The 17,978-nt window shown below is 74.1% G+C and carries 21 protein-coding genes; 11 read left to right on the forward strand and 10 right to left on the reverse strand.

Translation table 11 applies throughout. From position 1 onward, the window contains the following. Nucleotides 1-21: 21 nt before the first annotated feature. Nucleotides 22-885 carry a fumarylacetoacetate hydrolase family protein gene (locus QDR37_RS02510; RefSeq protein ID WP_279711967.1) on the reverse strand — a complete coding sequence of 288 codons (864 nt, stop codon included), beginning with the start codon at nt 883-885 and terminating at the stop codon, nt 22-24. Between the two features lie 35 nt (nt 886-920). Continuing rightward, entirely contained in the window at nt 921-2,339 is a 1,419-nt protein-coding gene (locus tag QDR37_RS02515; RefSeq protein WP_279711968.1) for a helix-turn-helix transcriptional regulator, read from the reverse strand. A 112-nt stretch (nt 2,340-2,451) separates the two neighbouring features. Between QDR37_RS02515 and QDR37_RS02520 the strand changes: the two genes are divergently transcribed. The 3 genes from QDR37_RS02520 to QDR37_RS02530 all read left to right on the forward strand — a co-directional run bounded on the left by QDR37_RS02520 (nt 2,452) and on the right by QDR37_RS02530 (nt 4,954). Further along, nucleotides 2,452-4,296 carry a phosphoenolpyruvate carboxykinase (GTP) gene (locus QDR37_RS02520; RefSeq protein ID WP_279711969.1) on the forward strand — a complete coding sequence of 615 codons (1,845 nt, stop codon included), beginning with the start codon at nt 2,452-2,454 and terminating at the stop codon, nt 4,294-4,296. A gap of 43 nt (nt 4,297-4,339) precedes the next feature. Beyond that, nucleotides 4,340-4,474: a hypothetical protein gene (locus QDR37_RS02525; RefSeq protein ID WP_279711970.1), complete on the forward strand. Its 135-nt coding sequence runs from the start codon at nt 4,340-4,342 to the stop codon at nt 4,472-4,474. 78 nt (nt 4,475-4,552) lie between these two features. After that, nucleotides 4,553-4,954: a hypothetical protein gene (locus QDR37_RS02530; RefSeq protein WP_279711971.1), complete on the forward strand. Its 402-nt coding sequence runs from the start codon at nt 4,553-4,555 to the stop codon at nt 4,952-4,954. Between the two features lie 79 nt (nt 4,955-5,033). Here QDR37_RS02530 and QDR37_RS02535 read toward each other — a convergent pair whose 3' ends face one another. Further along, the gene (locus tag QDR37_RS02535; protein WP_279711972.1) at nt 5,034-5,285 is read right to left on the reverse strand and encodes a hypothetical protein; all 252 of its coding nucleotides are present in this window, start codon (nt 5,283-5,285) and stop codon (nt 5,034-5,036) included. Nucleotides 5,286-5,436: 151 nt separating this feature from the next. Between QDR37_RS02535 and QDR37_RS02540 the strand changes: the two genes are divergently transcribed. Beyond that, nucleotides 5,437-5,685, forward strand: coding sequence for a zinc-ribbon domain-containing protein (locus QDR37_RS02540; RefSeq protein ID WP_279711973.1), 249 nt, complete (start codon nt 5,437-5,439; stop codon nt 5,683-5,685). Here QDR37_RS02540 and QDR37_RS02545 read toward each other — a convergent pair whose 3' ends face one another. The 4 genes from QDR37_RS02545 to QDR37_RS02560 all read right to left on the reverse strand — a co-directional run bounded on the left by QDR37_RS02545 (nt 5,686) and on the right by QDR37_RS02560 (nt 7,878). Continuing rightward, nucleotides 5,686-6,057: a hypothetical protein gene (locus QDR37_RS02545; protein WP_279711974.1), complete on the reverse strand. Its 372-nt coding sequence runs from the start codon at nt 6,055-6,057 to the stop codon at nt 5,686-5,688. A gap of 56 nt (nt 6,058-6,113) precedes the next feature. Then, nucleotides 6,114-6,518 (reverse strand): DUF2255 family protein, encoded by a 405-nt coding sequence (locus QDR37_RS02550; protein ID WP_279711975.1) that lies wholly within the window; start codon nt 6,516-6,518, stop codon nt 6,114-6,116. Between the two features lie 43 nt (nt 6,519-6,561). Beyond that, nucleotides 6,562-7,434 (reverse strand): alpha/beta hydrolase, encoded by an 873-nt coding sequence (locus tag QDR37_RS02555; RefSeq protein ID WP_279711976.1) that lies wholly within the window; start codon nt 7,432-7,434, stop codon nt 6,562-6,564. A gap of 72 nt (nt 7,435-7,506) precedes the next feature. Continuing rightward, nucleotides 7,507-7,878 carry a DUF1801 domain-containing protein gene (locus QDR37_RS02560; protein WP_279711977.1) on the reverse strand — a complete coding sequence of 124 codons (372 nt, stop codon included), beginning with the start codon at nt 7,876-7,878 and terminating at the stop codon, nt 7,507-7,509. Between the two features lie 97 nt (nt 7,879-7,975). Between QDR37_RS02560 and QDR37_RS02565 the strand changes: the two genes are divergently transcribed. Next, nucleotides 7,976-8,971, forward strand: a complete 996-nt coding sequence (locus tag QDR37_RS02565) for a squalene cyclase (protein WP_279711978.1) — start codon at nt 7,976-7,978, stop codon at nt 8,969-8,971. 317 nt (nt 8,972-9,288) lie between these two features. Next, entirely contained in the window at nt 9,289-10,128 is an 840-nt protein-coding gene (locus QDR37_RS02570; RefSeq protein WP_279711979.1) for an RIO1 family regulatory kinase/ATPase, read from the forward strand. Between the two features lie 6 nt (nt 10,129-10,134). Here the strand turns inward: QDR37_RS02570 and QDR37_RS02575 are convergent, their stop codons facing one another. After that, on the reverse strand, nt 10,135-11,499 hold the full coding sequence (locus QDR37_RS02575; RefSeq protein ID WP_279711980.1) for an NAD(P)/FAD-dependent oxidoreductase: 1,365 nt from the start codon (nt 11,497-11,499) through the stop codon (nt 10,135-10,137). A gap of 74 nt (nt 11,500-11,573) precedes the next feature. Here QDR37_RS02575 and QDR37_RS02580 point away from each other — a divergent pair, with 74 nt between their 5' ends. Genes QDR37_RS02580 through QDR37_RS02590 form a run of 3 tightly spaced genes read left to right on the forward strand, consistent with a single transcriptional unit; the run spans nt 11,574 to nt 13,701 of the window. Further along, a complete protein-coding gene (locus tag QDR37_RS02580) occupies nt 11,574-13,007 on the forward strand; it encodes an FAD-dependent oxidoreductase (RefSeq protein ID WP_279711981.1) in 1,434 nt (477 codons plus the stop codon). Beyond that, complete coding sequence (locus tag QDR37_RS02585) at nt 13,004-13,372, forward strand: SMR family transporter (RefSeq protein WP_279711982.1); 369 nt, start codon at nt 13,004-13,006, stop codon at nt 13,370-13,372. The genes QDR37_RS02580 and QDR37_RS02585 overlap by 4 nt, the downstream gene beginning before the upstream one ends. Continuing rightward, nucleotides 13,369-13,701 (forward strand): SMR family transporter, encoded by a 333-nt coding sequence (locus QDR37_RS02590; RefSeq protein ID WP_279711983.1) that lies wholly within the window; start codon nt 13,369-13,371, stop codon nt 13,699-13,701. The genes QDR37_RS02585 and QDR37_RS02590 overlap by 4 nt, the downstream gene beginning before the upstream one ends. A 196-nt stretch (nt 13,702-13,897) precedes the next feature. Here the strand turns inward: QDR37_RS02590 and QDR37_RS02595 are convergent, their stop codons facing one another. Then, on the reverse strand, nt 13,898-15,511 hold the full coding sequence (locus QDR37_RS02595; RefSeq protein ID WP_279711984.1) for an APC family permease: 1,614 nt from the start codon (nt 15,509-15,511) through the stop codon (nt 13,898-13,900). Between the two features lie 463 nt (nt 15,512-15,974). Here QDR37_RS02595 and QDR37_RS02600 point away from each other — a divergent pair, with 463 nt between their 5' ends. Both QDR37_RS02600 and QDR37_RS02605 read left to right on the forward strand, forming a co-directional pair. Continuing rightward, nucleotides 15,975-17,003 carry an NAD-dependent epimerase/dehydratase family protein gene (locus QDR37_RS02600; RefSeq protein WP_279711985.1) on the forward strand — a complete coding sequence of 343 codons (1,029 nt, stop codon included), beginning with the start codon at nt 15,975-15,977 and terminating at the stop codon, nt 17,001-17,003. A gap of 14 nt (nt 17,004-17,017) precedes the next feature. After that, nucleotides 17,018-17,251: a hypothetical protein gene (locus QDR37_RS02605; RefSeq protein WP_279711986.1), complete on the forward strand. Its 234-nt coding sequence runs from the start codon at nt 17,018-17,020 to the stop codon at nt 17,249-17,251. A 12-nt stretch (nt 17,252-17,263) separates the two neighbouring features. Here the strand turns inward: QDR37_RS02605 and QDR37_RS02610 are convergent, their stop codons facing one another. Next, complete coding sequence (locus QDR37_RS02610) at nt 17,264-17,977, reverse strand: 4'-phosphopantetheinyl transferase superfamily protein (protein WP_279711987.1); 714 nt, start codon at nt 17,975-17,977, stop codon at nt 17,264-17,266. Nucleotide 17,978 lies beyond the last annotated feature (1 nt).

Consider the following 17,978-nt stretch of genomic DNA (forward strand, 5'->3'; position numbering starts at 1 on the left):
CGCGGGCTGCGGTCGCGTCGCTCATCGCGGTGCCAGCACGCGCTGCCGCTGGGTGCCGAGGCCGTCGATGCCGAGTTCCATCACGTCCCCGGGCTGCAGCCACACCGGCGGCTTCATGCCCATCCCGACGCCGGGCGGGGTGCCGGTGTCGATGAGGTCGCCGGGCTCGAGCACCAGGAACTGGCTGAGGTGGTGCACGATCACGGAGGGGTCGAAGATCATCGTGGCGGTCGAGCCGGTCTGCCGCCGCTGGCCGTTCACGTCGAGCCACATCCCGAGGTCCGTCACGTCGTCGATCTCGTCCGGGGTGACGAGCCACGGGCCCGTGGGGTTGAACGTCTCGGCCGACTTGCCCTTGCTCCACTGCCCGCCGCGCTCCATCTGGAACGCCCGCTCGCTCACGTCGTTGACGAGCACGAAGCCGGCGATCGCGTCGCGCGCCTCCTCGACGCTGTCGAGGTAGCTCGTGCGCCGCCCGACCACGATGCCGAGCTCGACCTCCCAGTCGGGCTTCGTCGACCCGCGCGGGATCCGCACGTCGTCGTTCGGCCCGACGAGCGTGTTCGGCGACTTCGTGAACAGGATCGGCTCGGTGGGCACCGCCTGCCCGGTCTCGGCCGCGTGGTCGCGGTAGTTCAGGCCGATGCAGAGGATCTGGTGCGGGCGCGCGATCGGCGCCCCGATCCGCTGCCCGGCGAGCGGCCGCACGCCCTCGCGGCGCTCGACCCGCTCCTCGACGACCGGGCGGATGCGGTCGAGGCCGCCCGCGCCGAAGAACCGCTCGTCGAAGTCCTCGACGACGTCGGACAGATCGACGTACGACTCGTCGTCGACCAGAGCGCCGGGGCGCTCCTCCCCCACCGCACCGATGCGCACCAGCCTCATGCGATCGAGACTGGCACGACGAGGTGGCCGGCCGCTCAGCCCCCGGCGTGCGCGGTGAGGAAGCGGGCGACCTCGGCGTCGTCGACGCCGGGGAACGTGCCGGTCGGCAGCGGCGACAGGATGTGCGCGTGCAGCTTGGCGCTCGGCCACGCCTTGCCGCGCCACCGCCGCTGGAGCTCCGCGTCCTCGTTCGCGTCGCCGGCCGTGCGGGCGTCGGCCCGCTGCGTCGTCTCGCGGCCCCGGAACCACTTCGAGTCGGCGAACCGCACCCCGACCGTGATCGAGAACTCCTCGCTCGCCGAGGTGCCGGTCTGCACCGAGCACCAGTAGGAGCCGGCCGGTGTATCGGTGATCTGGTGGAACTCGGTCGTGCGGTTCGTGCGCCGGAAGGCGGCCCGCGCGGCCCACGAGGGGTGCACGAGCTGGCCCTCGACCGAGCCCGACACGTCGGTCGGCAGCGGCAGGTCGTCGTTCTCGTACGCCTTGTAGATGGCGCCGTCGTCGCCGACGCGGAGGAAGTGCAGCGGCAGGTCGAGATGCTTCGTCGCGAGGTTCGTCATCCGCAGCGCCGCGGCCTCGTGCGTGACGCCGAACGCGTCACGGAAGTCCTCCACGGCGAGGTCGCGCCGCTGCTTCGCGGCGGCGAGGAACGCGACGCTCGCCGCCTCCGGCAGCAGGCAGGAGGCCGCGAAGTAGTTGATCTCGAGCCGCTGCTCGAGGAACTCGGCGTAGTCCTTCGGCTCGCGGTGGCCGAGCACCCGGTGCGCCATCGCCTGCAGCGCGAGCGCGCGGAGGCCGTGGCCGCCGGGGATCGAGGCAGGTGGCAGGTAGATCCGCATGTTCTCGAGGTCGGTGACCGAGCGGGTGGAGTGCGGCAGGTCGTTCACGTGGATGATCGAGAACCCGAGGTGCTTCGCCATGAGGCTCACGGTGTGGTGCGTGAGCGCCCCCCGTTCGTGGCCGACCACCCGCAGCAGCTCGGCCGCCGCGGCCTCGATCTCGGGGATGTGGTTGTCGCGCTCCCGCGAGCGCAGCCGCAGCGCCGTGTTGGCCCGTCTCGCCTCCTCCGGCGTCGCGATCGCCTGGGCCGCGCGGCGGCGCAGCTCGCGGTGCAGCCCGACGAGCGCCTCGAGCGCGTCCTGCGGCAGCGTGCGCGACGCCGGCACCACCGGAAGATCGAGCTCGGCGTAGAGCGGCGCCGACTGGAGCCGCTCGAGCTCGACCTCGAGCGCCGTCCGCTCGTCGGGCGCCTCGTCGGCGAGCATGTCCTGCAGCGAGGCGCCGAGCCCGTCCGCGATCGCCTGCAGCTGCGACAGACGTGGCTCGCGGCGACCGTTCTCGAAGAGCGACAGCCGGCTCGGCGCCACCCCGCAGCGCTCGCTGAGGTCGTCGAGGGTCAGGCCGGCCGCGCGGCGGCGCGCGCGGATCCACCGTCCCACGAGCAGCCGGTCCACTTCTTCTCCTTCGGGAAAGTTCTGCCGATCTTTCCCGACCCTAGCGGGACACAACGCGCCTGAACAGCGAGAACCTGAGGGAGACCCCGGACCTTTCCCGATCGGAGCCGCCATGAGCAGCCTGCCCGTCGACCGAACCGAGACCGCTCCGCACCCCTTCCGCGGCCGCCGCGCCCTGCACGCCTGGGTGGCGGATCTCGCCGCCCTCACACAGCCCGAGCGCGTCGTCTGGTGCGACGGCAGCAGCGCCGAGCAGGACCGGTTGCTGAAGCGGATGGTCGCCGACGGCGTCCTCGTGAAGCTGAACCCCGAGTGGCGGCCGAACAGCTACCTCGCGCGGAGCGACCCCGACGACGTCGCCCGCGTCGAGGACCGCACCTTCATCTGCAGCGAGGACGAGGCCGACGCCGGCCCGACGAACCACTGGCGGGATCCGGCCGTGATGCGCGGGGAGCTGCGCGAGCGCTTCGACGGCGCGATGCGCGGCCGCACGATGTACGTGCTGCCGTTCTCGATGGGCCCCGTCGGCGGCGCGATCTCGCAGGTCGGCGTGCAGGTCACCGACTCCCCCTACGTCGTCGTGTCGACCGCGATCATGACCCGGATGGGCGACGCCGCCCTCGGTGAGATCGGCGACACGGCCGAGTGGGTGCCCGCCGTGCACTCGGTCGGCGCCCCCCTCGCCGGTCCCGACGGCGGGGCGGTGCCGGACGTGCCGTGGCCGTCGAACGCGGTGAAGATCATCGCCCACTTCCCCGAGACGCGGGAGATCTGGTCGTACGGCTCCGGCTACGGCGGCAACGCGCTGCTCGCGAAGAAGTGCTTCGCGCTCCGCATCGCGTCGGTGATGGCGCGCGACGAGGGCTGGCTCGCCGAGCACATGCTCCTCGTGCGCGTCACGAGCCCCGCGGGCCGCGCGTACCACCTCGCCGCGGCGTTCCCCTCGGCCTGCGGCAAGACCAACTTCGCGATGCTGCAGCCGACGCTGCCCGGATGGCGCGTCGAGACGCTCGGCGACGACATCGCCTGGCTGCGTCCCGGCCCCGACGGCCGCCTCTGGGCGATGAACCCCGAGGCGGGGTTCTTCGGGGTCGCGCCGGGCACGAGCGAGGCGACGAACCCCGCCGCGATGGCGACGATGTGGGGCAACACGATCTTCACGAACGTCGCGCTGCGCGAGGACGGCGACGTGTGGTGGGAGGGCATGACGCCCACGCCGCCGGCGCACCTGATCGACTGGCGCGGCGAGCCCTGGACCCCGGCGTCGGGCCGCCCCGCCGCCCACCCGAACGCCCGCTTCACCTCGCCCGCCGACCAGTGCCCGGTGCTCGCGGACGACTGGGACGCGCACGACGGCGTGCCGCTCGACGCGATCGTCTTCGGCGGCCGGCGCACCTCGAACGTGCCGCTCGTGTCGGAGGCCGCGGACTGGGTGGACGGCGTCTTCACCGGCGCGACGATCGCGAGCGAGCAGACCGCCGCGGCCGAGGGCCCGGTCGGCGCGCTCCGCTTCGACCCCTTCGCGATGCTGCCGTTCTGCGGCTACGACATGGCCGACCACTGGCAGCACTGGCTCGACATCGGCGAGCGCCTCGGCGCGAAGGCGCCCCGGATCTTCCGCGTGAACTGGTTCCGCCGCGACGCCGACGGCCGGTTCCTCTGGCCCGGCTTCGGCGACAACATCCGCGTGCTCGACTGGATCGTCGCGCGACTCGAGGACGAGGCCGATGCCGTGCCGACCCCGATCGGGCTGCTGCCGTACCGGCACGACCTCGATCTCGACGGCCTCGGCCTGCCCGACGACGACGTGCGCGAGCTGCTCACGGTCGACGCGACCGGCTGGCGACGCGAGTGCGACCAGATCGCCGCCTTCTTCGCCCGCTTCGGCGACCGCGTGCCCGGGTCGCTCGCCCGCCGGCTCACCCGGCTGCGCTGGCAGCTCGGCGAGTACGCCTGACCCCCGCTCCCACCCGTTCCACCCGATCCGAGAGGACGAAGCCATGAGCACCACGACGGTCTCCCGCCTCGAGCAGGCCCCCGGCTGCGAGGAGTGCCTCGTCGAGCTGCAGCCCGCCGGCCGCGGCGACCACCGCTACTGGACGTGCCACTACTGCGGCACGACCGTCCCGCGCTGACCGAGCCGCGCTGACGGACCGCGCTGACGGTCCGCCGCGATCCTGGCAGCGGTCCCCGCCGGCTGCCAGGATCGCGGCATGACCCGCTTCGCGATCGACGCGCCGACTGCGTTGCGGCTGCTCGAGGACGGGGCCGACCTGCCCGCCGAGCACGCGCTGGTCGCGCCCGCGCTGCTGAAGTCGCAGGTGCTCGAGCGGCTCTTCCAGGAGGTCCGCGCGGGACGGCGCGACGAGCGCGGCGCGCAGGAGCTGCTGCGCGGGCTCGCGATGATGCGGATCCGGCTGCTCTCCGACCGGGTCTCCCGCGCCACCGCCTGGCGGATCGCTTCCGACCAGCGCCTGCCCGTCACCTGGCCGGCCGAGTACCTCGCGGTGACGCGCCTCCAGGCCGACGTGCTCGTCACCGACGACCCGGAGCTGCTCGGCGCCGCGGAGGCGGGCGGCGTGCCGACGACCGGCTCCGCGACCCTCCTCGCCTAGCCCGGGAGGTCGGACCGGGCCCACGGCCCGAAGCGGCGTGACGGCCGCGCGGGTGCGGAGTCCGCGAGAACGGGTGGGGTCAGTTCCACCACTCGTTGAAGCCGGGATAGCCGGTGCGCCGCTCGAGCAGGCCCATGAGCGGGGCCGCCATGCCGCGTCCGCACTCGATCGAGATGCGGCTGCCCTCGACCTCGACGTCGATGCCGAGCTCGCGGTAGAGGTCGACGGCGGCCGCCATGACGCGGTGCCGCTGCTCAGGCGGGTACTCGACCCCGACTCGTCGCAGGTCGCCGACCTGCGCGCGGGTGCCCATGATCTCGCTGACGTGCATCGAATGCGGCCCTTCCGTACGACGTCCTCGTTCGATCCTGCATTCAGTCTGCGCCGACCGACGTGACGGGATCCTGCGCGCCACGCCGAGGGATCGGCGGGCGCCCGGCTCGTGGGGGCGCCGCGCAGGCGGACATGCCAGCGTTGCGCGGATGCTGCTCCTGCTCGGCGTCCGCGGCGTCGCCACCCTGCTCGGCGTGGTGCGGTTCCGGTGCTCCTACTGCGGTCAGGACGCCCGGCAGGAGGTGCTCGAGGTCGGCAACCGGCTCACGCTCTTCTTCATCCCGGTCCTCACGTTCTCGCGGCGGTACGTGAACCGCTGCACGAGCTGCGGCGGCGAGACCCGCCTGACCGAGCGGCAGGCGAGGCGTGGCCTCGAATCGGCGGCCCGCGGCCGCTGATCAGCGCCGCTCGGCGAGAGCGCGCATCACGGCCTCCTGCGCATCGTTCAGCTCCCCGGACGCGACCCACAGGTCGTGCCTGCCCTCCGGCGTCGGCCGGGTCTCCCGTCGCGCCGGGGCGGCCCAGGCAGGGATGCCCCGGGCGCGGAGCGCCTCGAGCACCGCATCGACCTGGCCGGGCGCCAGCTCGGCGAGCGGCGTCCAGAAGAGCGCGTCGAGCCCGTTGCCGTGCCCGAACGGCGGCAGCTGGTAGGCGCGGCCGAACTGCAGCGGGTTGGCCGCCTCGGCCGGCGCCTCGAACGACGAGGCGGCGGCGTTCCGTCGCCGCTCGCCCCCTGCGGGCGGCGCGGGACGTCGGGACAGCCCGAGCACCGCGGTCAGCGCGTACCGCCAGAGCCGGAGGAACCGCGGCAGGCGCGGTGCACCCGTCAGCGCGGCACGACCTTCAGCGTCGTCGCCCTGGCGGCGTCGGCCGTGATCGCGCGCACCGAGCTCGAACCGGCCCCGTACTTGTCCGCGTAGGCCCGGTCGAGCACGTCCTGCACGGGGTCGCCGACCGGGACGTCCTCGAACCGCACGTCGCGCTCGATCCCCGCGGAGTCGATGTGCCCCTCGTGCCGTGCGATCACGCCGCGGTACCAGCCGCCGGTCGCGCCGCGCACGCTCCGCACGTAGAGGGCGCCGCCGGCGCGGACCGCCCAGATGATCACCGGCTCGCGGAGGGAGTCGTCCGCCCGTCGGCCGGCGATGCGCAGCTCACCCTCGCGGCCGAGCCGATCCAGCTCGTCCGCCGTCCATCCCGCCATGCCGGCCCCTTCCGTCGTGCGCTCCATGGTGCGCCTCCGGCCCGGTCGCCGCGAGCGGGGAGGTCGGGGTTCAGCCGGCCGACTGCAGCTCGATCGCGTCCGCGTCGAGCTCCGACATGTCGATCGGCCCGTGCTCCGACCCGCCCTCGGCGAGGAACGCGGCGACCCGCTCGCCCCAGCCGCGGATCCCGTCCGGGGTGGTCGCCACCTCGAGCTCGGCGTCCGGCAGGGCTGCCTGCAGCCGCTCGGCGGTGCTGAGCGGATGCGACGGGTCCGTGTCCCACGCGAGGATCAGCACCCGGTGCGACAGCGCCGCGAGCTCCTCCGGGTCGGGCAGATCGTTGTCGGCGGCGCCGCGCATCACCGAGGGCAGCAGCGCTTCGGGTAGCGCGGGCACGGGGTTCCGCTGCCAGCCGCCGTCACGGAGGATCGGCGGCCGGGGCAGCACCGCCGCCGCCCGGATCCAGGCGTCGATGCCGCGCTGCTCGACGAGGTCGGCGGCCGCGCGGTAGAGCTCGGCCTGGTCGCGCCGCGTCTCCCATGCGGTCGGAGGCGCGACGAGCACGAGCCGCCGGAACCGCTCGGGCGCGGCGAGGGCGGCCCGCAGCAGCAGGATGCAGCCCGTCGACTCCCCGAGCCCGTCGACGGGCTCCTCGGGACTCACGGCTCCGGCGACCGCGAGGAGGTCGTCGGTGAGCGTCGGCCAGCGGTAGTCGTCGACCTCGGCGCGGCCGGTGGACTCGCCGTGGCCGCGGCGGTCGAAGCGCACGACCCACCGGCCGGCGTCGGCGACCAGTGCCCACTCGAACAGGCCGACGCCGCGCTCGTACGCGCGGCTGGTGGTCAGGGCGTGCGAGACGACCAGGACGCCCTCGGGCCCGGGAGGGCCGTCGATGCCGTAGGCGATGCGGGCGTGCGGGCGGTCGAGGAACTGATCAACCACGACGAAGGAGTGTATGACGCATCACCGAGCGCCGGCGGGAGGGCGGGCCGTGTCGCGGTCGGCGGCACGCGCTCACAGCGCTCTCCTCCGCGGCCGCGCGTCGAGGTCACGGCGCTTCGCCTCGATGAGGGCCACGACGAGCTCCTGCGGCAGCGGTTCGTCGACCGCGAAGTGCAGCGAGCCGGGCGTGTGGGCGCGGTCGCCGAGCCGGTCCTCGAGCGCGGACAGCACGGCGCCGCTGTGCGGCAGGTACGCGAGATGCTTCGCGAACGCGGCGAGCCCCGCGACGACCTGACCGTCGACGGAGAACGCGGGCACCCCGTACGACAGGCCCTGCTCCGCCTCCGGCACCACGGCGAGGATGCGCCGACGCATCTCCTCGAGCGTCGACCGCTTCGGCTCGGGCTGCGCCGCGAAGTAGACGTCCACCTCGTCGGAGCTCATGCCGCCGATCGTGGCACCGGTCGCGGCTGAAGGGAACGGTCTACGGGGTCGGCAATCCCACCGACCCGCCGTCGGTCGCGCTCGATAGCGTCGCGGCATGGGACCCGACGACGCGACCCGCGACTGGCTGCTCGACAGCGACCCCGCCCTGCGCTGGCAGGTCGAGCGCGACCTGCTCGGCGCGCCCGAGGCCCGGTGGCGCGCCACCCGCGAGCGCGTCGCGACCGAGGGCTTCGGCGCCCGGCTGCTCGCGCTGCAGGACCCCGACGGGCAGTGGGCAGGCGGCTCGTACTTCCCGGCCGACTTCGACTTCTCCGGGCCCGAGGCCGGGGAGGACCAGGGGCAGCCGTACACCGCGACCACCTGGGCGCTGAACGACCTGCGCGAGTGGGGCGTCGACGCCGCGGTGCTCGGCGACACCGCCGCGCGCCTCGCCGCGAACAGCCGGTGGGACTACGACGACCTGCCCTACTGGGGCGGGGAGGTCGACGCCTGCATCAACGCCTGGACGCTCGCGAACGGCGCGTGGCTCGGCGCCGACGTGCGGCCGCTCGCGGCGTGGTTCGTCGAGCACCGGCTGCCCGACGGCGGCTGGAACTGCGAGTGGGTGAACGGCTCCACCCGCTCGTCGTTCCACTCGACGGTCAACGCGATCCGCGGGCTGCTCGAGTACGAGCAGCGCACCGGTGGCACCCCCGAGCTCACGGCCGCTCGCCACGCCGGCGAGGAGTACCTGCTCGAGCGGCACCTGCTCCGCCGCCGCACCACGGGTGAGTACGCGGCCCCGTGGGTGGCGCACCTCGCCTACCCGTTCCGCTGGTACTACAGCGCGCTCAAGGCGCTCGACCACTTCCGGTCCGCCTCCCAGCACGACGGCACGCCGCCGGACCCGCGCCTCGCCGAGGCGATCGCGCTGCTCGAGGCCGACCGCGACGAGGACGGCCGCTGGCGGCAGGAGCGCCGCCACCCCGGCCGGGTGTGGTTCGAGGTCGACGTGCCACCCGGGCAGCAGTCGAAGTGGCTCACGCTGCACGCGCTGCGGGTGCTCGACTGGTGGGAGGGCGCCGGATCCCTCAGCACGTCGGCGGCGTGATCGCACGTCGGCACGAAAGGGGGTCGACGCACCCGGCGCGAAGGCGGGCGATCCTCGCCCGGACGAGTCGGACACGCTCCGGCTCGACCGCGCCGCGAGGAAGCCGTGGGACGAGGCACCGCGCGGACGGCGCCCCTGGCGCTCCCGCGCCCGCACCGCTAGCGTGCTGACGCGCGACGGGATCTCCCGCGCGGCCGGAACGAGGAGAAGGAAGCGAGCCATGACCGTCGTCGGCGTGCCCTCCCCCATCCACTCGTTCCTCGGGGCCGCCGCGTAACCAGATCTTCGGCGGTCTCCGGCCCTTCCTGGAGACACCGATGTCGTTCTTCGACGAGTCCGTCGAATCCCTGCAGTTCTCGCTGTTCGAGCCCGGCGCCGGCCAGCGCTGGTCGACCTGGCCGTCCACCACCCCCACCGAGCGCGGTCCGCGGCCGCATCCCGACTGGATCGTCACCTCGGCCGACGCCGTCGACACCGAGCTCGGCATCGTGAAGACCGGCAAGGAGGCCGACCTCTTCCTGCTCGAGCGGGCCGTGCCCGACCGGCCGGACGAGTCGTGCCTGCTCGCCGCCAAGCGGTACCGGGGGACGGAGACGAGCGACTTCCACCGCTCCGCCGCCTACCAGGAGGGCCGCCGGATGCGGAACACGCGCGACACCCGCGCGGTCGCCCGCGGCAGCGCGCACGGGCGGGCGGTCGCCGCCGGGCAGTGGGCGGGCGCCGAGTTCGTGGCGCTCTGCTCGATGTGGGAGCGCGGCGTGCCCGTGCCGTACCCCGTGCAGATCTCGGGCACCGAGGTGCTCATGGAGTTCATCGGCGACGGCAACGCCGCCGCCCCACGGCTCGCCGAGACGCGGCCCCGTGGCGACGAGGCGACGGACCGCTTCGCCCAGGTCGCCGAGATCCTGCGCGGGTTCGCCCGCGCGGGATACGCGCACGGCGACCTGTCGGCCTACAACCTGCTCGTGCACCGGGAGCGGGTCGTGGTCATCGACCTGCCCCAGCTCGTCGACATCGCGGCGAACCCGAACGGCCCGGCGATGCTGCAGCGCGACTGCCACAACGTCTGCGAATGGTTCCGTCGCCAGGGCGTCGAGGCCGAGGAGGACGAGCTGTTCGCGGACCTGATCGGCGAGGCGTTCGGATCGCGGTGGTGAGCGCGGTCAGCCGAGGCGGACCCCGGGTCGCCACGCGTCCTCGAGCGGCACCGCCCGGGCGAGGATCCGCTTCGCGGCGCGGTGCCCGGAGCACATCGCCGCGGCGACCGTGGCCGGGTCATCGGTCCACGTCGCCTCCCCGGCGAGGTGCAGCACGCCCCCGATCGGCGTCGCGAGCAGGTCGTGGTCCGACGTCGTCGACCCGGGGCGCATGAAGGCGTAGGAGCCGCGGGCGAACGGGTCGTCCTGCCACGCGGTGACCTGCACGGCGGTGGGACGGCCGACCGCGTCGCCGAAGAGGCGGCGCAGCTGCGCGAGGACGGACTCGACGACCTCCTCCTCCGGCGCACCGCGCAGCCGCCGCGCCGCTGGCCCCGCGAGGAAGGTGAGCAGCGTCGGCACCCCGTCGAGGCGCGTGAGGTCGTACCAGGAGTGCCAGATGCGGCCCTCGGGTCCGAGCTGCCGGATCGCGTAGACGTCCGGGTCCCAGAAGCGGCTCGGGAAGCGCAGGAACACCTTCTCGAAGGCGTTCATCCGAAGCCGTCCGAGGGCGCCGGCGACCGGCTCGGGCAGCGGCGGCTCGACGCGCACGTCGCCCGCCTGCAGCACGCCGACGGGCACCGTCACGACCGCTGCGGTCGCCGCGAGCTTCCCGCGTCCGGTCTCGACCGCGACGGCGTCCTCGGACCAGCGCACTCGCGTCACGACGTGCTCGAGCCGGACGTCGAGCCCCTCCGCCAGCCGTTGCGGAAGACGGTCGTAGCCGTCGGGGAACACGACCTCGTCGCCGTCGATCGCATCGTCGTCGAGGCCGTGCGCGGCGAGCTCGTCGATCGCGACGCCGTACTGCTCCTCGGCGCGGTGCGCGAGGTGCTCGCGGACGCGCTCCGCCCGTTCGGCCGGCCAGCCCTGCAGGGCGATCGCCGCCTCGGTCACGTCGCGGTACGTCGCCTCCGGCGCCGACCCGGTCAGCAGCTCCTGCAGGGCGGCGTCGACCGCCTCGACGTCCGCGACGAAGCGGTGCACGAGGCCGTCGGGGAGCCTCGTGCCGTCCGGGCCGTAGTAGGCGATCGGCCGACTGAACGCCTGGTAGCCGCCGACCGTGAACTCGACCGTCCGCATGCCGAACGCCTCGGCCGCGGCGGCCACGGGGCTGCCCGCGACTCCGTGGATCCACGACGCCCCGAGGTCGGTGACGAGCCCGTCGCTCCGATCCGTGACGACCCGGCCGCCGACGCGGTCGCGGGCCTCGAGCACGACGACCCGTCGACCAGCGGCGGCCAGGAGCCGCGCGGCGGTGAGGCCGGCCACCCCCGCCCCCACGACGACCACGTCGACCTGCGTCGCAGCCCCGCCGCTCGCGCTGTCCATGATGGCGACGGTACCGACCGGCACCGTCCGGCGGCGCCATGCCGGTCGTCGGCGCGGTACGGCATCGTGATGCCGTGGACTCTTCCGCGGAGCGCGCCGAGCAGGCGTACGGGCACCGGCTGCGGCACGACCCCGAGACGCTGCGGGCGAGCTTCGCCGACGCCTCGACCACGCCGTTCTGGCTCGACGACCCGGCCCGTCCCGCCGCGCGCCCGGCGCTCCGCGGCGACGCGACGGCCGACCTCGTGATCGTCGGCGGCGGGTTCTGCGGCCTCTGGACGGCGCTGATCGCGAAGGAGCGCGACCCGGACCGGCGTGTCGTGCTGCTCGAGGGGCGCCGGATCGGGTGGGCCGCGAGCGGCCGCAACGGCGGGTTCTGCGAGCCGAGCCTCACCCACGGCGAGGAGAACGGGCGGCGCCACTTCCCGGACGAGCTCGGCGTGCTCGACCGGCTCGCCGCCGAGAACCAGCGCGAGCTCGCCGCAACGCTCGAGCGGTACGGCATCGATGCCGAGTGGGAGGCCACCGGCATCCTCACGGTCGCCACCGAGCCGCACCAGGTCGCCGGGCTGCTCGAGTCGGCCGCGGGGAACGACCGCTTCCTGCTCGGCCGCGATCTCGCGCGCCACGCCGACTCCCCGCTCTTCCGCGCCGGCGTCCTCTCCCCCGACGGCTGCGCCTACGTGCATCCCGCGAAGCTCGCCTGGGGTCTCGCAGCCGCGGCCGAGCGGCTCGGTGTCGAGATCCACGAGCACTCGCCCGCGAGACGGCTGCGCACGACCTCCGCGGGCGTCGAGGTCGACACCCGGCACGGCACCGTCCGGGCGGCACGGGCCGCGCTCGCCACGAACGCCTTCCCCGCGCTGCTGCCGGCGCTGCGCCTCTTCACCGTGCCGATCTACGACTACGTGCTCATGACCGAGCCGCTCTCCGCGGAGCAGCTCGCCGCCATCGGGTGGACGGGCCGCTACGGCATCACCGACTCGGGCCGCGAGTTCCACTACGCCCGCAAGACGGCGGACGACCGGATCCTCTTCGGCGGGTACGACGCGATCTACCACCTGGGACGCGCGATCCGGGAAGCCCAGGACCAGCGCCCCGAGACGTTCGAGCGGCTCGCGGACCACTTCTTCTCGACGTTCCCGCAGCTCCAGGGTGTCCGGTTCACCCACCGCTGGGGCGGCGCGATCGACATGTCGACGCAGCTCGTCGCCTTCCACGGCACCGCCCGCGGCGGCAGGGTCGCCTACAGCGCCGGCTACACGGGGCTCGGGGTGGCCGCCACGCGCTTCGGCGCCGAGACCATGCTCGACCTGCTCGAGGGCGCGGACACCGACCGCACCCGGCTGACGATGTCGCGCCGGCTGCCCGTGCCGATCCCGCCCGAGCCGCTCGCCTATCCCCTCATCCAGCTGATGCGCCGCGCCGTCGCCAAGTCGGACCGCACCGGTGAGGACACCCCGCTGATCAAGCTCGCCGGCCTCCTCGGTATCGGGTTCGACTCATGACGGAGGTGCGCACGCGGCGGCGCAGCCCGCTCCCGCCGCTCGCGCTCGCGATCGTGCTCGAGGTCTCGGCGACGCTCGCGTTCCGTGCGGCGGGCGGCTTCGAGAAGCCCTGGTGGCTGCTCGTCGTGATCCCGGGCTACGTCGGTTCGACGCTGCTGCTCGGCGTGGTGTTGAAGCGCGGCCTCGGCGTCGGCGTCGCCTACGGGCTGTGGTCCGCGATCGGCGTCGCCGCCACCGCCGTCGTGGCGGCGTTCCTGTTCGCCGAGGCGCTCACCCCGCTCTCGGTCGGCGGCATCGTGCTCGTGATCGTCGGCGTGCTGCTCGTCGAGCTCGGCGACCGTCCCGCCGGGGAGCGGTCCTCGTGAGCTGGGCGCTGCTCGCGCTCGCGATCGCGGCCGAGGTCGCCGCGACCCTGGCGCTCCGGGCGCTGGCCGACCCGCAGCGGCGCCGGCGGCGCACCTGGATCACGGTGGTCGTCGTCGGCTACGTCGCCTCGTTCGCGCTGCTCGGCGCCGTGCTCGCGGCCGGGCTGCCGGTCGGCACGGTCTACGCGGTCTGGGCCGCGATCGGCGTCGCGGCGACCGCGGTGCTCGGGCGCGTGCTGTTCCGCGACCGCCTGACCCGCATGGCGGTGCTCGGCATCGTCGTCATCATCCTGGGCGTCGCGCTGCTGGAGCTCGGTACGAGCGTCTGACAGCACCGCCTCGGTACGAGCGTCTGACAGCACCGCCTCGGTTCGAGCGCCCGACAGCGCCGCCGCGGTTCGAGCGCCTGACAGCACCCCCTCGGTCCGAGCGCCCGACAGCACCGCCCGGCCCTCCCATCCGAGACGGAGGAGGCCGGCCGCCGCGGATGCGACGACCGGCCTCCTCCGGTTCGGAGCCGTCGGCTCAGATCACCGGCGGGGCGCCCTGCACGGCCTGCCCCTCGATGTACGGCGCCCGCGGGATGACCTCGCCCCGGAAGTACGACGCGTTCCGCGACCACCAGATGCCCATGAAGACGAACCCGATGAGGATGCCGACGACGCCGACGATCGCGGTCGCGCCGACCCCGAAGATCGTCACGTTCTTGCCCGTGATCGGGTCCTGCACCCAGTCCGGTGCGGCGAACGAGATGAGGCCGTAGACGAACACCACGGCGAGGAACACCGCGCCGGCGAACGGGATCAGCCCCTTGAACACGAAGTTGCGCACGCTCGTGAAGAGCACGCGACGGTAGAACCACACGCACGCGAGCCCGGTGAGGCCGTAGTAGAACGCGATCATCAGGCCGAGCGAGGCGATGAGCGCCGCGAGCAGGCCCTGGCTGATCAGCGAGAACAGGAGGAACAGCCCGGCGGACGCGATGCCCATGCCGATCGTCGACCAGGTCGGCGTCAGGTACTTCGGGTGGATGCGCGCGAAGTGGCTCGGCAGCGCCTTGTGGGCCGCCATCGACAGCGAGGTGCGGGCGGTCGGCAGGATCGTCGTCTGCGTGGACGCCGACGCCGAGGTGAGGATCGTCGCGGCGAACAGCACCTGCAGGATGTGCCCGATCACGCCGTTGCCGAACACCGCAGGCGCCATCGACGAGAACACGTCGCCGGAGTTCGCCGGGTTGGCGAGCCCGATGCCCTTGTCGCCGACGCCCGCGAACGAGACGGCAGCGATCGTGATGAGCAGGTAGGTCGCGAGCAGCAGGACGGTCGAGAGGATGGCGGCGCGGCCCGGGGTCCTGCCGGGGTCCTTCGTCTCCTCGTTGATCGAGACCGCGCTGTCCCAGCCCCAGTAGAGGAAGATCGCGGTGAGCAGCGCCGGGCAGATGGCCGCGCCGAAGTCGAGGCCCGTCGGGCTGAGCCAGCTCCAGTCGAAGCCGATCGAGTACGGCTCGCCGTTGCCGGTCGCGACCCTGCCGAGCGCGAGGACGCCGAAGAGGATGAGCAGCACGACCTCGAAGCCGAGCAGGAAGTACTGCAGGCGGGCGGAGATCTCGATGCCGCGGTAGCAGATGTACGTCATCACGGCGATCCAGATGAGGCCCACGGCCGTCGACGCCCAGATGTTGCCGGCGAGCGCCGCGACAGCCGGAAGGCCGAAGCCGCCGACGAAGGTGAACGTGTACTGGCCCGCGATGTACGCGAGGTTCGACATCACGATGACGTCGGCGATGATGATGCCCCAGCCGCCCATCCAGCCGGTGATCGCGCCGAACGCCCGCGTCGCCCACGAGAACGTGGTACCGCAGTCGGGGTCGACGGTGTTCAGCTCCTTGTACGCCTGCGCGATGAAGTACATCGGCAGGAACGCGAGCAGGATCATCGCCGGGGCCTTGACGCCGGCGGGCGACGCGCCACCGACGACGATCCACCCGAGGCTCGCCGCGAGGCTGTAGGCCGGGGCGGTCGATGCGACGCCGACGACGACGCTGCCGACGAGCCCGATGGCTCCGCGCTTCAGTCCTTTGTCCCGTCCGTCGGCGGTCCCCTTCAGGCCGCCGACGTCGCCGGGCAGGAGCTTGGTCATGAGCGTCCTTCCTTCCGGCGCGTCCTCGCGCCGGGCTTCGTGGATGGGTCGACCTCGGACGACCCGGATGGCCGCCTCGTCTCGGTGCGCGCGGTGGGGGGACCGGGCGTCGTGAGCGCCGGTGCGGGAGGGCGGCCACCGCGGATCACGCGCTCGGCCTGCTGCGGCTCGTGGCGGGTGCGCCGCGGTTCCGCGGTCGTGCGCGCGCCGGCCCTACCCGCTTGCGCGAGCACGGCGTCCGACAGGAGAGCTTCCACGCACGACCCTTTCGCCTCACCGGTGAGGTCGTCACAGATTAGGGCCGGGGAACCCCTCCCTGCATGGCCGATCGGGCGAATGTGCGTATCGATTCGGGCCCAGATGTCCACCACGGCGCTCGCGGACGGAGGGCGGGGTGGCTGGGGGCCCCGTTGCGGACGACGATGGGGGCGCGGACGGATCAGCCGCGCGGAAGGTGTGGCCCATGGCGCAGCAGGAGGTCCTCGTGACCGGGGGCTCGGGGTTCGTCGCCGGGCACGTCGTGCTCCGGCTCCTCGACGAGGGCCACCGGGTGCGGACGACCGTCCGCTCGCTGCGGAGCGCGCCCGGGGTGCGGGACGCCCTGCTCGATGCGGGCATGACGCGCGGCGAGGAGCTGACCTTCGTCGAGGCGGACCTGCTCGACGACGGCGGCTGGGCGGACGCGGTGGCCGGCACGGACGCCGTGCTGCACGTCGCCTCACCGGTGCGCCCGGGGCACGTGGCGGACGAGGACGAGGTGATCCGCCCGGCCCGCGAGGGCACGCTCCGGGTGCTGCGGGCGGCCCGCGACGCGGGGGTGCGCCGGGTGGTGCTCACCTCCGCCTTCCACGCGGTCGGCTTCGGGCAGCCGCACGACCACGGGCCGTTCACGGAGGCGGACTGGTCGCCGCTCGACGGCGAGGGCGTCGACGCGTACGGCCGCAGCAAGATCCTCGCGGAGCGCGCCGCCTGGGATCTCGCCGCCGAGGGGAACGGTCCGGAGCTCGTCGCGCTGCTGCCGGTCGCGGTGCTCGGGCCCGTGCTCGGCGGCGCCGTCTCCGGCGGGAACCACGTCGTGCAGAACCTGCTGCGCGGAGCGATGCCGGCCCTGCCGGACCTCTTCATCCCGATCGTCGACGTCCGCGACGTGGCCCTGGCGCACGTCGCCGCGCTGCGCGCCGAGGCGGTCGCGGGGCAGCGGGTGCTCGTGTCGAGCGGTGAGCCCGCGGTCGCGATGCGCGACATCGCCCTCGTGCTGAAGGCCGGGCTCGGCCGAGCGGCCGCGCGCGTGCCGACCCGGAGGATGCCGGACGTCGTCGTGCGGGCATCGGCCCGGTTCCGGCCCGAGCTGCGCTCGGTCGCCGCCGACCTCGGCTTCGTGAAGGAGGTCGACATCACCCGGATGCGGACCGCGCTCGGGATCGAGCCGCGGCCCGCGCGGGAGGCGATCCTCGCCGCCGGCCGGAGCCTGGTCGCGAACGGGCTCGTGTGACCGAGGAGGAGCGGATGGCGCTCGCGCTGTGGCACGGGGCGCGCGACGAGGAGCAGGCCGCCCGCCGTGTGCCGCCCGGCGTGGACGCCCAGGACGTCCGGCGTCGCGTGCGGGGGCTGGCGCGGGCGGCGGGCGTGCGCATCCGCACCTCGCTGCTGGACGGCGCGGTCGTCGCGGTGCGCGCCGACGCCTCGATCTGGACGGACGACCTGGCGACGATGCGGGCGAAGCTCACCCCGCCGGAATGAGGGCCTCGCCGCTCACTCGGCAGGAGCGACCGCGAGGCTCGCCACGAAGGCCGGCGGCACCTCGAGCGGGAGCAGCCACCACCGCCGCACGCGGCCCCGCTCGGCGATGGGCGTCACGGTCCACGACGGATCGGCGCGGAGGCCGCTGCCCTCGCCCTTCAGCACCGCCTCCTTCTGGACCCACGCCCGGGTGAGCGCGCGCCCCCGCTCGGCGACGGGCAGGGCTGTGATGGCGTCGCGCTCCCCCGGGGCGAGCCAGCCCTCCTCCGCGGCGATGCGCAGGTCGTCGTGCGCGAGGCGCTCGACGTCGACGCCGATGCGTGCGGCCTGCGCCACCGCGACCAGTCCGACGTCGCCGCTGCTCGAGCAGCTGGCGTCGATCACCACGCCGCAGGCCGTCCCGAGGAGACGGGGGCGGCCGGGCTCGGGGGCGAGCGGGACCGCGGCGGGAGTCGTGCCGAGCACCTCGGCGAGGAGGTCGCGCAACGCCGCGCGGACGAGGATCCGCCGGCGCCGCACGCTCGGCGCGCCGCGGGCCGCGCGCTCCCGCTCCGCGGGGCTCAGCACCGTGGCTGCGGCATCGAGGTCGACCCGGGGCTCCGCGAGCTCGAGCCGCAGCACCCGGACAGCGACCCCCGGTGGCACACCGGGGACGTCGACAGCGACCTGCCACGGACGCGCCCCGGAGGGCGCCGCGACGGCGATCCCGGATGCGCGCGCAGCCATC

It is taken from the genome of Amnibacterium sp. CER49, assembly GCF_029846255.1.
GTDB lineage: Bacteria > Actinomycetota > Actinomycetes > Actinomycetales > Microbacteriaceae > Amnibacterium.

Excerpts from the sequence above, each read along its gene's own strand:
- QDR37_RS02510 (WP_279711967.1), bottom strand. The coding sequence starts at position 885 with ATGAGGCTGGTGCGCATCGGTGCGGTGGGGGAGGAGCGCCCCGGCGCT.
- QDR37_RS02520 (WP_279711969.1), top strand. The coding sequence starts at position 2,452 with ATGAGCAGCCTGCCCGTCGACCGAACCGAGACCGCTCCGCACCCCTTC.
- QDR37_RS02525 (WP_279711970.1), top strand. The coding sequence starts at position 4,340 with ATGAGCACCACGACGGTCTCCCGCCTCGAGCAGGCCCCCGGCTGCGAG.
- QDR37_RS02530 (WP_279711971.1), top strand. The coding sequence starts at position 4,553 with ATGACCCGCTTCGCGATCGACGCGCCGACTGCGTTGCGGCTGCTCGAG.
- QDR37_RS02535 (WP_279711972.1), bottom strand. The coding sequence starts at position 5,285 with ATGCACGTCAGCGAGATCATGGGCACCCGCGCGCAGGTCGGCGACCTG.
- QDR37_RS02540 (WP_279711973.1), top strand. The coding sequence starts at position 5,437 with ATGCTGCTCCTGCTCGGCGTCCGCGGCGTCGCCACCCTGCTCGGCGTG.
- QDR37_RS02550 (WP_279711975.1), bottom strand. The coding sequence starts at position 6,518 with ATGGAGCGCACGACGGAAGGGGCCGGCATGGCGGGATGGACGGCGGAC.
- QDR37_RS02560 (WP_279711977.1), bottom strand. The coding sequence starts at position 7,878 with ATGAGCTCCGACGAGGTGGACGTCTACTTCGCGGCGCAGCCCGAGCCG.
- QDR37_RS02565 (WP_279711978.1), top strand. The coding sequence starts at position 7,976 with ATGGGACCCGACGACGCGACCCGCGACTGGCTGCTCGACAGCGACCCC.
- QDR37_RS02570 (WP_279711979.1), top strand. The coding sequence starts at position 9,289 with ATGTCGTTCTTCGACGAGTCCGTCGAATCCCTGCAGTTCTCGCTGTTC.
- QDR37_RS02575 (WP_279711980.1), bottom strand. The coding sequence starts at position 11,499 with ATGGACAGCGCGAGCGGCGGGGCTGCGACGCAGGTCGACGTGGTCGTC.
- QDR37_RS02585 (WP_279711982.1), top strand. The coding sequence starts at position 13,004 with ATGACGGAGGTGCGCACGCGGCGGCGCAGCCCGCTCCCGCCGCTCGCG.
- QDR37_RS02595 (WP_279711984.1), bottom strand. The coding sequence starts at position 15,511 with ATGACCAAGCTCCTGCCCGGCGACGTCGGCGGCCTGAAGGGGACCGCC.
- QDR37_RS02600 (WP_279711985.1), top strand. The coding sequence starts at position 15,975 with ATGGCGCAGCAGGAGGTCCTCGTGACCGGGGGCTCGGGGTTCGTCGCC.
- QDR37_RS02605 (WP_279711986.1), top strand. The coding sequence starts at position 17,018 with ATGGCGCTCGCGCTGTGGCACGGGGCGCGCGACGAGGAGCAGGCCGCC.
- QDR37_RS02610 (WP_279711987.1), bottom strand. The coding sequence starts at position 17,977 with ATGGCTGCGCGCGCATCCGGGATCGCCGTCGCGGCGCCCTCCGGGGCG.